Here is a 14809-nt window from a genome sequence, read left to right as displayed (position 1 = left end):
CCCACCTGTTGCCCCGCTGAACCACCGACGCTCCCCTCCGTGAAGGAAGAATCCATGTCCACCGCCCCGCTCGCCTCCGTTCTCTTCGTCTGCGTCCACAACGCGGGCCGATCGCAGATGGCCGCCGGCTTCCTCTCCCACCTCGCGGGCGACCGGATCGAGGCCCGCTCCGCCGGCTCGGTCCCGGCCGACCAGGTGAACCCCTCGGCCGTCGAAACCATGGCCGAACTCGGTATCGACATCGCCGGCCAGAAGCCGAAGGTGCTGACCACCGAGGCCGTCCAGTCGTCGGACTACGTCATCACCATGGGCTGTGGCGACGCCTGCCCCGTCTTCCCCGGCAAGAAGTACCTCGACTGGGCACTGGAGGACCCGGCGGGCAAGGGGGTCGAGTCCGTCCGCCCCATCCGCGACGAGATCAGGACCCGTATCGAGGCCCTGATCGCCGAGATCGACGCCCGGCGGGAGGCGTGAACTGAGCGGTACGACCACCGCGGTGGCGACACCGCCATGGAGGAGGCGACGTTCCTGCCCCGCTTCGCCGGGTCCGCGGCCGTCGTCCGCCACCACCCAGGAGGGACACCAGGCGGGTCAGGCGGACAGGGCCTGTTCGACGGTGGGATGGCAGGGGATGACCTCGTCCAGGCCGACGAGCCGAAGAACCCGCAGTACGGGTTCCTGAGCGCCGGCGACGCGCAGCCATCCCTGGGCGTCACTCGCGGTCCGGTGGACGGCGATGAGGACGTTGATGCCGCTCGAGTCCATGAACGTCACGCCGCTGAGATCGACCACGATCCGTGGGGCCGCCTCTCCGTCGGGAAGCAGCGCCTGGCCGAACTGGTCGCGGACGCCATGGTCGATCTCGCCGCGCAGGGTGACCACCCGGACGTCGCCGACGACGGTGTGGTCGATCGGCAGTTGGCCGGTCCGCGCTTCTCCGTGTGTGTCTGTCACCGTTTCCTCGACTGCGCTCGCTGATGGGGACTCCTCGGACCCCGACACGATAGTGCGCCGACAGTCTGCCCTGAGGGTATGACGAACGTGCGTTCGGTACCTTAGCCGAGATCCAGAGGCATGTGAGGCATAGTGCGGGGTAGGCGCAGCCATGTGAACGGGGGAGCAGAGGTGGACCAGGTGGATTCAGTCCCCGACGGTGACGGCGGCGTGGCGCCTGGCGCCGATCCGATACAGGACACCGTCGCCCTGGACGGTGATGGGGCTGTCATCGCTGAGGCACGTCATCGTGCGGTGGCTTTTCTCACCCGTGTGCAGGCCGAACACGGCCTGCCGGTGTCCGCGCGTGCGATGGACCTGACCCAGTTGGTGGTCAGCGAGCTGGTCACCAACGCCCGCAAGTACGCGCCCGGTCCGGTGCTGATGGAACTGCGCATCACGGGCGCCGTGGTGGAAGTGGTGGTGTGGGACAGCGATCCCGTGCTGCCGGTGGCCCGGGCCGCCGATGCGGGCAGGGTCGGCCAGCATGGCCTGGAGATCGTCATGGCCGTCGCCCAGGGCTTCGAGGTCCAGCGCGAGCCGGTCGGCAAACGCATCACCGCCCGCATCGCCCTGCCCGACGACCCCGGCGGAGACATCACCGGACGCCGCCCTCAGTAACACCTGCGTTTCCCCCAGCCGTTCCCTCAGCGCACCCGAACCAGGGACCACCCGGCCCCCCACACCGGCGCGTTCGGCGTCGGCGGCATCCCGCCCGTGTGGGCCCAGGCACCCGATTCGAGGGCACCATGCCCCGAGTCGTCCGGATCCTCACGCACATCGAGCCCGACCGCCGCGCACCGACATGGATCATGAGCGCTGTTCTCTGGTGAGGGCCCCTTTCGCCGTGTAACGTCACTGCCAGCTGTCGTGGTTCGCAGTACCCTGCCCGCGCTTTGGCGCGGGCGCTTTGCTGTGCAGTGCCGGACCAGGACGATCACCTCCAGGGCCGCGCGGTGCGGTTCCTGACATCGACCGAGAGGCACCAGCATGGCCAGCGGAACCGTGAAGTGGTTCAACGCCGAAAAGGGCTTCGGCTTCATCGCCCAGGACGGCGGCGGACCGGACGTCTTCGCGCACTACTCCAACATCAACGCCTCCGGCTTCCGCGAGCTGCAGGAAGGCCAGGCGGTGACCTTCGACATCACCCAGGGCCAGAAGGGCCCGCAGGCCGAGAACATCACCCCCGCCTGATCCAGGCAGGGCGTCGTCGGGTCCCCGAGCAGCCGCTCGGGGACCCGACGCGTTTCGGCGCGCTCGGATCCCGGCATGTCACGGAAGAACCCCTTCCGCACCGAGGACAACGGACGACGTCCGGTGGACCCGCGGACGGCCCGCCCTCGCGAGAACTGTCAGCCCTCACAGGGGGCCAGGCCATCCGCAGGCCCACCCGCCGGTCAGTCCACGATCGTCATGGTGCGGGTGGCGGGCGCCGAGCCGACGAGTTCGCCGCCGAAGTTGCCCTCGACCTCGCTCTTCTCGGCCGTGTTCGGGTACGGGTTCGCGCATGAGACACCGGCGCTGGAACCGGACATCAGGCTGGTGCACGGTCCGGGCTTGCGGTCCGGCAGGCCAAGGATGTGACCGAGTTCGTGGGCCGAGATGCGGACGGTGTTGTAGCCCTGGTCGACGGCCTGCCGTCCGATGTAGACCGTTCCGTTGCCGAGCGAGGTCGTCAGCGCCCGGGGCCAGCCGTTGTCGGCCAGGATCCGGATGTTGGCGCGCTGCCCCGCGGCGACCGGGCGCAGTTCGACGGCGTCGACACTCTCGTTCCAGATCGCTGCGCCCCGGTCCACAGCGGCTTTGAACTCCGCCGACGCGCTCGCGTCATAGGTGACGACCCGGGCTGCGAGCAGCTGGTCGCCGGAGTCCGGCACAGCCGCGTAGGCGTGACCGCCGGCCAGGGTGATTGCCGCCGTGAGGGCAGCGGCGAAGCTACGGGCGAACGTGCGCGAGTACATGGTCGTCCTCCTGTGGGGGAAGGTAGGTCATGCTCATGCCACACACTGTCAGGCTCAGGCTCCCTGCCCACTCCACGCAGACGTCAATCCGTCAATCGGCACCACCCTCGGCCCTCCCGCCCGGCCCGGGAACGAGCACTCCTGGAGGCCCTCAGTCCCCCGTGTGCCGAGCCGTGCCGAGCCGTGCCGAGCCATGTTGGAGTGATTCCATGCCGCTCGCCCGTCCCCGGTGGACAACGCTTCGGTGGAGCACCGACACGTCTAGGCTGCGCACATGGAGCAGCGAGAGATCATGCAGAAGGTCGTCGGCATCCTCACCGAGGCACTCGAGATGCGGCGGCAGGTCCGTGAGAATCCCGACGGCCAGGCCTCGCTGACCGGAGCCATCTCCGCGCTGCTCGCGGAGACACTCCCCCATATCCAGCTTCCTGCCGAAGCCGACGGCCGCGCGGTGGCGGACGTCATCTCCGAGGAGTTGGGGCCGGCCATCGCGAGCATCGCCAACTGCTTCTCGTTCGTCTTCGTGCAACTGGCAGAGGTCCATGACGACGGTCGCACCGACGTCAGCGCCGCTGACGTCCTGCGTCACATCTCCCTTCAGTTCGCGCACGAGGCGGAGCGGTAGTCGCGCGCCACAGCTACGAGGACCGGGGCTGGCCACGACTCCGTCACCGGTACCTCTGTCCCGTCCGCCCCAGGGAACAATCGCCTTTCGCGCCGAGCCGCCGGTGGTTAGTGTTCGGGGGCGGTGAGTGACCCACGAGGAGACGAGGAGTCGGGGCATGGTCGGTCGTCCGAGCGCGCGTTGACCTGTAGGCCGTGATCGGCCTGTCATCGCGTGCTGCCCTTGAGACGCGGCACAGCGAGCCTTCCCCTGCCTGGATCGTCGGCGCCCCTGGTGTGCGCCGGGTGATGGGCCTCGTCGCCGTTCCGAGGGACTTTCAGTGACGCCCACTTCCTCCGCCGTGTCCGGTTCCGGTCGATCTCCTTCGCCGAGTCTGTGGCGGGATCGCGACTTCCGCCGGCTCTGGGTGGGTCAGACGGCGTCCCAACTCGGCGAACACACCACTCTGATCGTTCTCCCGCTCCTCGCCGTCCTGACGCTCGACGCCGGCGCCGGCGAGTTGGGCGCCCTCCGCGCGGTGGGACAGGCGCCGCTCCTGTTGTTCTCGCTCTTCGTCGGCGCGTGGGTGGACCGGTGGCGGACCCGCACGGTGATGGTGGTGACGGACGCCGGCCGGACCCTGATACTGGGCGCCGCCGCCGTGGCCGGTCTCCTCGGCCGGCTCGGTCTGCCCGCGCTGCTCGTGATCGCGTTCGCCGTCGGGGCCCTGTCCGTGTTCTTCGACGTGGCCTACCAGGCGTCTCTCGTACGACTGGTGCGCCGCGATCAGTTGGTGCGGGGCAACAGCGCGCTGGAGGGCAGCCGGTCCGCGGCCCAGATCGGCGGGCCCGCCCTCGGCGGTGCGTTGGTGTCACTGCTGTCGGCGCCGATCGCCGCCGCCTCCGGCGCGGTGTTCTTCGCGCTGTCGTTCCTGTCGATCCGGCGGATCCGGCGGACCGAACCGATCCCGGAGATCCCGGAGATCCCGGAGCGCTCGGAGATCCCGGAGATCCCGGAGCGCTCGGAGATCCCGGAGCGCTCGGAGCGTGCTCCGCGGGTATGGCGACGGATCCATGAAGGCCTCCGCTTCGTCGTCGGTGATGCCTCGCTGCGGACCGTGTGCCTCGCCTCGGCCGCCTTCCAGTTCTCCTTCGCCGCCATGATGACCGTCTATCTGCTCTTTCTGCCGCGGGAGTTGGACCTGTCCGGCACCACCGTCGGGCTGGCACTCGCGGCTACGGGGCCGGGCGCGCTGCTCGGCGCCCTGCTGGCCGCTCGCCTGCCGAACCGGTTCGGTCACGGCCCGGTGCTCGTGTCCGCGGCGGCACTCGGTGATGGCGTGTTCCTGTGGGTGCCCGCGCTGCACGGTTCCTCCGCGGTGACCGTTCCCGCGCTCCTGGCGATCAGCTTCGTGTTCGGGACCGCGGGCCAGTTGGTGAACGTCACGGTCATGGCCGTGCGGCAGGCCGTCACTCCGGACGCCATGCAAGGCCGCACGGCCGCGACGATCACGTTCGTCGGCATGGGGATGGCCCCGCTCGGCTCCCTGCTCGGCGGGCTTCTGGCGCTGGAGTGGGGGCTGCGCACCAGCCTCCTGGTGACGGCCGCGGGCATGCTGGTCTCCCCGCTGGTGATGGCTCGGTCCCCGCTCGCACGCCTGGGACGGGCGCTTCCGGCCGTGCGGGACGCGTCGCCGTCGCGGCGGACGCAGGAGTCGCGGCCGTCCTCGGCGCATCCGAGCACCACGAGGCAGTCGCCCCCGGGCAGAGCCTGACCGGCGGGGAGCAACGACGTCTCCGTCGCCCCGGCGCCGGTCGGCCGTCGCACCGGCACCGTCGACCACCGCGTCCGTCGGCGACCCGCTGCGCAGGCCGCACCGGGCAGCGAAGCCAGACAGCCGGCGAAGCCGGCGACGAGCTGTCCCTGTCGTCAGCGAGTGGTGCCGGTGGCCTGGGCGAGCAGCCGGAGCGCTGGCTCCGAGGCTGTTCCCGGTTCCGCTGTCACGACGACGAGTGCCTGGTCGGAGGCGTCGGAGGTGGTGAGCGTCTGCTGGGTGACGGTCAGGGTGCCGACCAGCGGGTGCCGGAGGTCGTGCTGGGGCGGGTCGCAGGACCTCGCGTTCAGTGACGTGGACGCGGTCGTCGACTGCGCCACTCCGTTCACCTCCTACCGTGAACCGGTGGTGCGGGCGGCGATCGACGCGGGCGCGCACTACGTCGACGTCTCCGGCGAGGCACTCCTCATCAAAGGGATCCGCGACGGACCGCGCTGCCGGACCCGGCCCTCGCCGGCCGGTGTCATCATGGGCACCTGACCGCCCGGCCCGTTCCTCCCTCCTCCCCGCTCCCGTTCCTCCTCCCTGTCCTGGCCGACGGCAGGGACAGCTTCGCGGCGGCCTCGCGGCGCGGCGGCCAGACACATGGCGTCGGCATCAGGAAGGTGAACGGATGAGCGCGCGTTTCCAGGAGATCGACTGGCGCCCCACCCCGATGGGCGACATCAGTCTGCGGCGCCGACGGGACCCGGCATCGGGCGACGACGTGTACGAGGTGAAGCTCGGGGACGAGTTCCTGATGTCCAGTCTCTTCACCGCGGGCGAGATCGCCCTGACCCGGATCGGCCTGGCCAAGCTGCCGCATGCCGAACTCGACGTCGCCGTGGGCGGACTCGGCCTGGGTTACACCGCCCGGGCCGCCCTGGACGATCCACGTGTCCGTTCCCTGATCGTGGTCGACGCTCTCGGCGAGGTCATCGAGTGGCACCAGCGCGGACTGGTACCGCTGGGCGCTTCCCTGGCCTCGGATTCCCGCTGCCGCCTGGTTCAGGGCGACTTCTTCGCGATGATCGGCGACGGCGGCCTGGACCCCCTGGAGCCGGACCGTCGTTTCCACGCCATCCTCCTGGACGTGGACCATTCACCGCGCCATGTGCTGCACCCGCGTCACGCGGCGCTCTACCGGCCCGCCGGGATGCGCGCTCTCGCCGACCGTCTCCATCCCGACGGCGTCTTCGCTCTCTGGTCGAACGATCCGCCGGACGAACAGTTCACCGCCGTCCTCGCCGAGGTTTTCGCGGGGTCGGAGGCCCATGTCGTCGACTTCAACAATCCTCTACAGGGAGGAACCGCGACCAACACCGTCTACCTGGCGTGGAAGGCAGCGGACGCGAGCTGACCGCAGGACATGGTCCGTCGCCCGTAACCCATGACCCGTCACTTGTCATCTGTCCCGTCCCTTGTCATCCGCCGCCCGGCTCATCGCCGCACGCGCGGAGCACCTGGGACCGCCGGGTTTGTCACGTGCGTATCTAGACCTGTGGGCTTCGCCGGTTCACGGTGGTCCCTCCTACCCGCGTGGAGGGAGCCGACAGTGAGACGAAGGCGATTTGTGGCGGGGACGATCGGCGCGCTTTCGGGGATCGCACTCGGTCCGGGATCGGTACGGGCGTCCGACGCGCAGGCGTCCCCCACACCAGGCCGGCATCCCGGACCCACGCCCCGTGCGGAAGGCTGGCAGGCCGTACCGGCGCCCGGCAGCGTCCCGCCGGCGCAGTTACGCAGCATCGCCGCCGCCGGGCCCCAACTGGCCTGGGCCGTCGGCGAGGAGGACCTCGGCGGACCGTCGGGGGGAGAGGCGCTGGCCATGGTCTGGAACGGCAGCGCCTGGTCGAAGACCGACCTGTCGCATCTGAGCTTCGCCGGCCGGCTGAGCGACGTCGCCGGTAGCAGCTCCGGCGCGGCGTGGGCCGTGGGCCTGCCCGACGGGAACGCGAGCCCACTGCTGCGCTGGGACGGAACCACCTGGCGCGAGGCCTCGTTCCCGGGCAGGGGCGAGCCGGGCGTCCGGCTGGACTCGGTGGCGGTCGGCCCCGACCAGCGGGTGTGGGCCTGCGGCACGCGAGGCGGCGCAGTCCGCCTGCTGTGCGGGGACGGACGGCGCTGGCGCTGGCTGGACCCGCTGCCTGTGGCGAGCGCGAACCTCTACGGCGTCACGCCGGGAGCGCCGGGCGAGGTCTGGGTGAGCGGCGATGTGGGGGCGGGCGGAGGATGGTCGGGGCTGGTGGCCCGCTGGAACGGGGCGTGGACGGTTCTCCCCGCGATCGCGGGACTCCGTCTGGGCATCGCTGATGTGCACGCGGACGGGCCGGACGACGTATGGGCGGTGGGCACCGAGGCCGGCGCCGGCGGACCACCGGGACGCCCGGGCAACCCCGCACTGGCCCACTGGGACGGCACGGCCTGGACGCGGCTGCAACCGGGCTTCGTCGTCGGGTCGCTGACCGGGATCGCGGGCGACGCGCAGGGCCGCGCCGCATGGATATCGGGCTGGAACTACCAGGACCAGAGCCGCAGCACGTACCTGCGACGGGACGGCGGCACCTGGACCGTCGTACGGGGACCGGCCGGTGCGGCGCCCGCGCCGTACCTCAACGACGTGACATCCGTTCCCGGCACCGCGGCGTTCTGGTCGGCGGGCATGACGAGTCCCACCCAGGCCCCTCCGACCGGGGCCTACACGGAACGCCTCGACGGCTGACACGGTCCCGGCCACCGAGCCGGGACCGAGAGTGCTTCCCGGCCCGGCGCGCCCACCGCGCACCGCGCCCACCGCCGTCGCCGAACGAGCGGGGCGGGGCGTGGCCCGCGATCCGCACCAGGGCGGTCACGTCCCGCCCCACCCGGCCGTTCCGGGCGAGCGGTGGCCGAGGCGGTGGGCCGGTCATGCGTACGGGAGCGGTGCGCGTGCTGTCCGTCTGTCTGTCGGGCGGGAGCGGTGCGCGTGCTGCGCTTTCGGGGCCCGTGCTCGGTCGGGTGTACCGAGGGTGCGGGCGGCGGTCCGCTGGCGAAGCATGGGATGCGTGACCGGGCCGGCCCGTGATGCCGGTATGAGTCCCGACTTCCGGAGGCACGAGATGCCCGTCAGCGTGGACTTGGACAAGGTGCTGGGCTTGCCAGTACGAGAACGTACCGCTGGAGCGGGTACGGGACGCTCCGGTGGCCGTGCTGCGGGGCCTGAACGATCAGCGGCGTGACAGCGCTCTGACGGCCACCCCCTGACAACCACCCCCAATGACGGCCGCCCGGTTGCCTGCCCCGGCTCATGAGCCACACCTCCGTGCGCAGTGCGGTGAACCTGTGCGGTGCACGCGGAGAGGGGCGGCCCGAGACGGCGTGAGGACGGTCCCGTGAGTCCAGCCAGACGTGCCACCAAGAGGAACGGCAAGGGCGCGAGACGCTCCCCCGGACCGGAGCGGCCTGCCACCCGGAAAGGCAGCGCTCAGCAGCAGACACGAACCGGGCACCCACCCGCGGAGGCCGCGTCGGCCGATGCCGCGCAGGCCGACACGAGTCCGCCGCGCCCCCAGCAGTCGGTGCGCCGGCCGGCGACCGGTATCGCAGGACCTCATCACCCGTCCGACCTGCGCCGCGAGAACCAAAAGCCCGGGCCCCGTGCCGAACGGGCCGAGCCCCACGTCACGGGACGGCGGAACGGTGCCGATGCCGGAGCGGGGACGGGTGCGGGTGTTGAGGGCGGCGTCGGCGCCGTACGCCGGGCCGGCGCCCGAGGACGCCGTACGCCGAGAACGCGCCGAGCACGGTTGCGGATATCGAGGACCGACCCCTGGTCGGTGATGACGGTGGGCTTCCTCGCCTCCGTGGCCCTGGGCGTGTGCGTGATCGTGACGGTGACCGTGCTGTGGATGCTGCTGGGCACGGTCGACCCGGATCTGCGGCCGTCGCTGGGCTGGGTGCTCGTCATCACCACCGGCGTCACGATTCTGGAGGTGGTGCTGGTCACGGCGCTGACGACCCTGGGCGCCTTTCTCTACAACCTGTCGGCGGGGCTCGTCGGCGGTGTCGAGATGACTCTGACTCAGGACGGACCTGAGTGACGCGGTCGTGAGGAGCGTGCGTATGTACGAGATGTGGATCGGATCCGCGGCAGCCGGCGAGGCACTGGTCTGGCATGTGCTGGCCGCGGACAAGACCGTCACGCTGTGCGGTGTGCAGCGGTCCGACAAAGTCGACCAGCACGCTACCGATCGGCACTGTCTACCGTGCATGGCCGCCTTCCAGCGCGCCATGGAATCCTCCGGGCCGGCGAAGACCGAAGCCGTGCCCGAGTCGTGACCGAGGCCCCTGCCCGGCACCCGTGAGACTTTCCCCGGGCGGGCGGGGCTGAGGCTCATCCAGGTCCCGCACGCCGGGCACCGTACGCCTCTTTCAGCCACGCTCGGAGCGCGATCCGCAGGAGCGCAAGAAGCCGCCCTTTACTTTGTCGAAACGTGAGGAAGCGAGACGGCACCCCTCGGACCTGCCACGGAATCCGCTGGGGCGGGACGAGCGGGAGACGCCGGGGGAGACACCAGGTTCCGCCCCGTCCCGTCCGACTCCGTACGGAACCAGTCACGTTCACACCCTTGACGCACAGCCGTAAGGGCAGTGTGATGTGCGGCAGCGTTCGATTCAGCCGGTTTTTGGTCGGTTGTGGTCTGCCTTGTTTCCTGCGTTGGCACCAAGGCAGCCGAGTGGAAGGGAAAGACCCTCGATGCGCCGTGTCCGGCTCCTCGTCCTCGCCGTGCTGCTCAGCCTCGTCCCCCAGGCCCTCATGACCGGCGCCGCGCACGCGGCGACCGTCACGGTCTCCAACGGGACCCAGTTCACCGACACCGCCGGAGCCGTGGTCCACGCCCACGGCGGCGGTGTGATCAAGGTCGGCTCCTACTACTACTGGTTCGGTGAGAACCGCAACGAGGACAACTCCTTCCGGTACGTGTCCGCGTACCGCTCGACAGACCTGAAGAGCTGGGAGTTCCGGCGCCATGTCCTGACCCAGGCCACCGATCCGGAGCTCGCCTCGGCCAACATCGAGCGGCCGAAGGTCATGTACAACGCGTCCACCGGCAAGTTCGTGATGTGGATGCACAAGGAGCTGGCCACCGACTACACCCAGGCCCGGGCCGCCGTGGCCGTCTCCGACACCGTCGACGGCGACTACACCTGGCAGGGCAGCTTCCGTCCGCTGGGCCACATGTCCCGCGACATCACCGTCTACACGGACGACGACGGTACGGGCTACATGATCTCGGCCGCCCGTGAGAACCGTGACCTGCACATCTACCGCCTCAGCCCCGACTACCTCACCGTCGAGACCCGGGTACAGCTGCTCTGGGCCGGGCAACTGCGGGAAGCGCCCGCCCTGTTCAAGCGGAACGGCGTCTACTTCCTGCTCACCTCCGGTGCCACCGGCTGGCGGCCCAACCAGCAGATGTACGCGACCGCCTCCAGCATCACCGGTACCTGGAGCGACCTGCGCAACGTCGGCGACTCCACCGCCTACGGCTCCCAGACCACGTTCGTCCTGCCCGTGCAGGGCAGCGCGGGCACCGAGTACCTCTACATGGGCGACCGCTGGGGCAACTCCCTCGGCCTGAACGTCAACGCCTCGCGGTACGTCTGGCTGCCGCTGGAGTTCCCCACCGACACCACCATGACCATGGACTGGTTCGCCCAGATCGACATCGACACCGCGGCCGGGAAGGTCGACGGCGTCGGCGGACCCTGGGAGACGGTCACCGCCCGCCACAGCACCAAGTGCCTGGACGTGCCCAGCCGGTCGCAGGACGACGGCACCCAGATCACCCAGTACACCTGCAACGGCGGCATGAACCAGGCGTGGTGGTTCAAGGACATGGGCAGCGGATACGTCCAGCTCGTCGCCCGGCACAGCGGCAAGTGCCTGGACGTGGCCAACAACTCCACCGCCAACGGCAATCCGGTCGTCCAGTGGACCTGCGGCGCCGGCGCCAACCAGCAGTGGCGGCTCCAGGACGCCGGTGACGGCTGGGTGCGGCTCGTCTCACGTCTCAGCGGCAAGTGCCTCGACGTGGCGGACAAGTCCACCGCCGACAACGCCAGGCTCCTCCAGTGGACCTGCGGCACCGGCACCAACCAGCAGTTCAAGCGCGGGGTCTGAGCACCCCCGTCGCCCAGCGGCCCGGCCGGTCTCCCCGGCCGGGCCGCCTCTCGTGCCGGTCACCGAGACGCCGGACCGCACACGCCCCGAGGCGCCCCAGGTCAGCGCCGGGCGCGGCATCCCACCGGCGCGTTTGCCTCAGATGGTCACCTCGTCCACCTGGAACTCGACTCGCTCGCCACCACGCTGCGGCAGAACCAGGAACAGCTGATCGCCAACGTGCCCGCCGCCTACCGCGCGGACAGCGCCGGAGTCGGCCGCAGCTGCGACATGTTCGTCAACCGCGGCGTGGGCGGACCGGGCACCGGCCCCGAGGCCGGCAACCTCACCTGAGCGTGCAGGGAAGCCTTCGGGCCTCAACGGGCCGCACACCGCTTCCCCGCCGCCTCCGCCCTCCGCCCTCCTGTCCGTCCGTTCTCCGCCCTCCGAGGCCGTGCGGCACGGTGTCAGCCGGAGGCGACCCTCTCCGGGTCGTCCGCCGGAGTGCCGAGGCGCAGCCACCGGTAGCCGTAGGCGGGCAGTTCGACGCGGAGCAGGCCGTCGTCGGCCACGGTGAGACCGAGGTGTCCCTCGTCGAGAAGGTCCGTCAGCCTCGCACCGGGGCCGGCTTCGGTCAGCTTCAGCCGCACGGTGGCCGGCCGGCCCGCGAAGTTGTGCACGGCCAGGACCCTCCCGTCGGTGGTGCAGCCGACGTGAGCGAGAACCGCCCGCTCGCCGGTCTCCACGAGGCGGTAGTCGCCCCAGGCCAGCTCGGGAGCCTCCCGGTACCGCTCGACGAACAGCCGCATGCGGCTCAGCAGCGATCCGGGGTCACGGCTCTGCTCGTACACGTTGACCTTCTGCGGTCCGAACGCGCCGTCCGCCAGCGGGTTGGGGAAGGATTCCGGGTCGGCGATGGAGAAGCCGGCGCCGTCCTCCGGCGTCCACTGCATGGGCGTCCGCACGGCCTGGCGTCCCTCGGCGGCCAGGTTCTCCCCCATGCCGATCTCCTCGCCGTAGAAGAGCACGGGGGTGCCCGGCAGGGTGAACAGCAGGCTGTAGGCGAGTTCGATCCGGCGCTGGTCGCCGCCGACCATGGGCGGCAGCCTGCGGCGCAATCCCCGGTCGTACAGCTGCATGTCCTTGTCCGGACCGAACGTGGCGAACACCTCCGCGCGTTCGTCGTCGCTCAGCTTGTCGAGGGTGAGCTCGTCGTGGTTGCGCACGAACGTGGCCCAGTGGGCGTCCCGCGGGGCGGCGGGACGCTCCCGCAGCGCGGCGGCCAGCGGTCCCGCGTCCTCGCGCGCCATCGACAGGTACATCTGCTGCATCCCGACGAAGTCGAAGCACATGGTGAGTTCGTCACCGCGGTCCGAGGCGGGGTCGCCGAAGAAGCGGGCGAGGTCGTCGTACGGCAGGTTGACCTCGCCGAGCAGCACCGACTCGCCGTTGCGGCGGCCGAGGAAGGCGCGCAGGTCGGCGAGGTACTCGTGCGGGTCGGGCAGGTCACCGGCGTCGTCCTGCCCGTCCGTCTCCAGCAGGAACGGCACGGCGTCGACCCGGAAGCCGGACAGTCCGAGCTGCGTCCAGAACCCCATGACCCGGGCTATCTCGTCGCGCACCGCGGGGTTGGCGACATTGAGGTCGGGCTGCTGCTTGTAGAAGCGGTGCAGGTAGTACTGGCCGCTGCCCTCGTCGTACTCCCACAGGCTGTCCTCCGCGTCGGGGAAGACCACACCCTCGGGACCGTCCTCGGGAGGCTCGTCCTTCCAGACGTACCAGTCGCGGTGGGCGGAGTCCCGGCTGGAACGGGCGTCCTTGAACCAGGGATGCTCCTCGGAGGTGTGGTTGACGACGAGGTCAGCGATCACGCGGATGCCGCGGTCGCGGGCGGTGCGGACGAACTCGGTGAAGTCGCCGAGGGTTCCCAGGCGAGGGTCGACACCGTAGAAGTCCGTGATGTCGTATCCGTCGTCGCGCTCCCGGGTCGGGTAGAAGGGCATCAGCCACACACAGGTCACACCGAGGCGCACCAAGTGGTCGATGCGCTGGGTGAGTCCCGCGAAGTCACCGATCCCGTCGCCGTTGCCGTCCTGGTACGTCTCGACGTCCAGGCAGTACACCACCGCGTTCTTCCACCACAGGTCGGACGTGCGGGTCAGACGCATCGGTACTCCTTCGCCGTGGCGGGCAGCGGGCGGGTGACGTCGAGTCGCGGCAGCACCTCGGCGGCGAACGCGTCGATGAACGGGCCCTGTTCACGGCCCACGTGGTGCAGCATCACCGCGTCGAAGCCGAGTTCGGCGTACTCCTGGAGCCAGGCGGTGTGCCGGCCGAGATCGGACGACACGTTGACCGTGCGCGCCACCTGCTCGGGCGTGACGTGCTCACTGACGATGTCGAACAGTTCCGCCGAGTCCAGGTCCCAACTGGCAGGTGGTGTATGCACGTTGGTGCGCCACTGGTCGTGCGCGAGCGCCAGGGCCTCGTCCTCGTCGGGCGCCCAGCTCAGATGCACCTGAAGGTGTACGGGGCCACGGCCGCCCGCGTCACGGTACGCGCCGACGATCTCGCGAAGCCGTTCCGGCGGGGCGTTGACCGTGATCAGGCCGTCCGCCCATTCGGCGCACCAGGCCGCGGTGGCCGTACTGCACGCCGCTCCGATCAGTGGCGGCACGGCGGACGGCAGCGTCCACAGCCGGGCCCGGTCCACGGTCACCAGTCCGTCGTGGCTGACCTCCTCTCCCCGCAACAGGGCACGGATGACGTCGACGCACTCGCGCAGCCGCGCGTTGCGGATGTCCTTGCGGGGCCAACGCGCCCCCGTGATGTGCTCGTTGGAGGCTTCACCACTGCCGAGCGCCACCCAGAACCGGCCCGGGTACATGGACGCGAGACTGGCGACCGCCTGGGCGACGATCGCCGGGTGGTAGCGCTGTCCGGGCGCGTTCACCACGCCGAACGGCACCTGTTCGGTGGCCTGGAGGGCGGCCCCGAGCCACGACCAGGCGAATCCCGACTCCCCCTGGCGGACGCTCCATGGCGAGAAGTGGTCCGAGCACATGGCAGCGGTGAATCCCGCACGTTCCGCGTGCACCACGGCGTCGAGCAGGTCCCCGGGTGGGATCTGCTCGTGCGAGGCGTGCAATCCATAAACCGTCATGACGGGCGGGTACCCCGGGGTTCGCGCCTCACCGGGAACAGGGCCCCAGGCTTTCCTGTGCCGCTCCCGCGTCAGCGGCGTCGAGTACGTGGTTCGCGCGACCGGGAGGGCGGCTGCGAACCGTGTGGACGGA

16 protein-coding genes are annotated in these 14809 nt (G+C 70.5%); 11 read left to right on the top strand and 5 right to left on the bottom strand.

Going from position 1 to position 14809, the window contains the following annotated elements; translation table 11 throughout:
* Positions 1-54: 54 nt before the first annotated feature.
* Positions 55-474, top strand: a complete 420-nt coding sequence (locus tag QQS16_RS38155) for an arsenate reductase ArsC (RefSeq protein WP_286067163.1) — start codon at positions 55-57, stop codon at positions 472-474.
* A gap of 117 nt (positions 475-591) precedes the next feature.
* Here the strand turns inward: QQS16_RS38155 and QQS16_RS38150 are convergent, their stop codons facing one another.
* A complete protein-coding gene (locus QQS16_RS38150; protein ID WP_286067162.1) occupies positions 592-954 on the bottom strand; it encodes an STAS domain-containing protein in 363 nt (120 codons plus the stop codon).
* Between the two features lie 210 nt (positions 955-1164).
* Between QQS16_RS38150 and QQS16_RS38145 the strand changes: the two genes are divergently transcribed.
* A complete protein-coding gene (locus QQS16_RS38145; RefSeq protein WP_502963989.1) occupies positions 1165-1614 on the top strand; it encodes an ATP-binding protein in 450 nt (149 codons plus the stop codon).
* 369 nt (positions 1615-1983) lie between these two features.
* Entirely contained in the window at positions 1984-2187 is a 204-nt protein-coding gene (locus QQS16_RS38140) for a cold-shock protein (protein ID WP_037751662.1), read from the top strand.
* Between the two features lie 203 nt (positions 2188-2390).
* Here the strand turns inward: QQS16_RS38140 and QQS16_RS38135 are convergent, their stop codons facing one another.
* Positions 2391-2954, bottom strand: coding sequence for a snapalysin family zinc-dependent metalloprotease (locus QQS16_RS38135; protein WP_286067157.1), 564 nt, complete (start codon positions 2952-2954; stop codon positions 2391-2393).
* A 274-nt stretch (positions 2955-3228) separates the two neighbouring features.
* Here QQS16_RS38135 and QQS16_RS38130 point away from each other — a divergent pair, with 274 nt between their 5' ends.
* Together QQS16_RS38130 and QQS16_RS38125 are read left to right on the top strand one after the other, a co-directional pair.
* Entirely contained in the window at positions 3229-3579 is a 351-nt protein-coding gene (locus QQS16_RS38130) for a hypothetical protein (RefSeq protein ID WP_286067156.1), read from the top strand.
* Positions 3580-3952: 373 nt separating this feature from the next.
* Entirely contained in the window at positions 3953-5332 is a 1380-nt protein-coding gene (locus QQS16_RS38125) for an MFS transporter (RefSeq protein WP_286068115.1), read from the top strand.
* A gap of 155 nt (positions 5333-5487) precedes the next feature.
* On the opposite strand, the gene QQS16_RS38120 is transcribed toward QQS16_RS38125, so the two are convergent.
* A complete protein-coding gene (locus QQS16_RS38120; protein WP_286067155.1) occupies positions 5488-5712 on the bottom strand; it encodes an MmyB family transcriptional regulator in 225 nt (74 codons plus the stop codon).
* A 25-nt stretch (positions 5713-5737) separates the two neighbouring features.
* On the opposite strand from QQS16_RS38120, the gene QQS16_RS38115 reads away from it, so the two are divergent.
* The 6 genes from QQS16_RS38115 to QQS16_RS38090 all read left to right on the top strand — a co-directional run bounded on the left by QQS16_RS38115 (position 5738) and on the right by QQS16_RS38090 (position 11534).
* Positions 5738-5872, top strand: coding sequence for a hypothetical protein (locus QQS16_RS38115; protein ID WP_353479743.1), 135 nt, complete (start codon positions 5738-5740; stop codon positions 5870-5872).
* Between the two features lie 133 nt (positions 5873-6005).
* Positions 6006-6731 (top strand): polyamine aminopropyltransferase, encoded by a 726-nt coding sequence (locus QQS16_RS38110; RefSeq protein ID WP_286067153.1) that lies wholly within the window; start codon positions 6006-6008, stop codon positions 6729-6731.
* Between the two features lie 195 nt (positions 6732-6926).
* On the top strand, positions 6927-8093 hold the full coding sequence (locus QQS16_RS38105) for a ligand-binding sensor domain-containing protein (RefSeq protein ID WP_286067151.1): 1167 nt from the start codon (positions 6927-6929) through the stop codon (positions 8091-8093).
* A gap of 1063 nt (positions 8094-9156) precedes the next feature.
* Positions 9157-9450, top strand: a complete 294-nt coding sequence (locus QQS16_RS38100; protein ID WP_353479742.1) for a DUF3566 domain-containing protein — start codon at positions 9157-9159, stop codon at positions 9448-9450.
* A gap of 22 nt (positions 9451-9472) precedes the next feature.
* Positions 9473-9688: a hypothetical protein gene (locus tag QQS16_RS38095; protein WP_286067150.1), complete on the top strand. Its 216-nt coding sequence runs from the start codon at positions 9473-9475 to the stop codon at positions 9686-9688.
* Positions 9689-10106: 418 nt separating this feature from the next.
* On the top strand, positions 10107-11534 hold the full coding sequence (locus QQS16_RS38090; protein WP_286067149.1) for an RICIN domain-containing protein: 1428 nt from the start codon (positions 10107-10109) through the stop codon (positions 11532-11534).
* Between the two features lie 446 nt (positions 11535-11980).
* On the opposite strand, the gene QQS16_RS38085 is transcribed toward QQS16_RS38090, so the two are convergent.
* Positions 11981-13681 carry an alpha-amylase family protein gene (locus QQS16_RS38085; RefSeq protein ID WP_286067148.1) on the bottom strand — a complete coding sequence of 567 codons (1701 nt, stop codon included), beginning with the start codon at positions 13679-13681 and terminating at the stop codon, positions 11981-11983.
* Complete coding sequence (locus QQS16_RS38080; protein ID WP_286067146.1) at positions 13672-14676, bottom strand: TIGR03885 family FMN-dependent LLM class oxidoreductase; 1005 nt, start codon at positions 14674-14676, stop codon at positions 13672-13674. Before QQS16_RS38080 ends, QQS16_RS38085 begins: the two co-directional genes overlap by 10 nt.
* Positions 14677-14809 lie beyond the last annotated feature (133 nt).

Origin of the sequence: Streptomyces sp. ALI-76-A (assembly GCF_030287445.1) — a bacterium.
Lineage (GTDB): Bacteria > Actinomycetota > Actinomycetes > Streptomycetales > Streptomycetaceae > Streptomyces.
Note: the sequence above shows the minus strand (reverse complement) of the source record. Positions and strands in the feature narration are given on the sequence as shown.

What these genes read in the sequence shown, in the direction of transcription:
- QQS16_RS38155 (WP_286067163.1), top strand. Translation starts at nt 55, where the DNA reads ATGTCCACCGCCCCGCTCGCCTCCGTTCTCTTCGTCTGCGTCCACAAC.
- QQS16_RS38140 (WP_037751662.1), top strand. Translation starts at nt 1,984, where the DNA reads ATGGCCAGCGGAACCGTGAAGTGGTTCAACGCCGAAAAGGGCTTCGGC.
- QQS16_RS38135 (WP_286067157.1), bottom strand. Translation starts at nt 2,954, where the DNA reads ATGTACTCGCGCACGTTCGCCCGTAGCTTCGCCGCTGCCCTCACGGCG.
- QQS16_RS38130 (WP_286067156.1), top strand. Translation starts at nt 3,229, where the DNA reads ATGGAGCAGCGAGAGATCATGCAGAAGGTCGTCGGCATCCTCACCGAG.
- QQS16_RS38110 (WP_286067153.1), top strand. Translation starts at nt 6,006, where the DNA reads ATGAGCGCGCGTTTCCAGGAGATCGACTGGCGCCCCACCCCGATGGGC.
- QQS16_RS38095 (WP_286067150.1), top strand. Translation starts at nt 9,473, where the DNA reads ATGTACGAGATGTGGATCGGATCCGCGGCAGCCGGCGAGGCACTGGTC.
- QQS16_RS38090 (WP_286067149.1), top strand. Translation starts at nt 10,107, where the DNA reads ATGCGCCGTGTCCGGCTCCTCGTCCTCGCCGTGCTGCTCAGCCTCGTC.
- QQS16_RS38085 (WP_286067148.1), bottom strand. Translation starts at nt 13,681, where the DNA reads ATGCGTCTGACCCGCACGTCCGACCTGTGGTGGAAGAACGCGGTGGTG.
- QQS16_RS38080 (WP_286067146.1), bottom strand. Translation starts at nt 14,676, where the DNA reads ATGACGGTTTATGGATTGCACGCCTCGCACGAGCAGATCCCACCCGGG.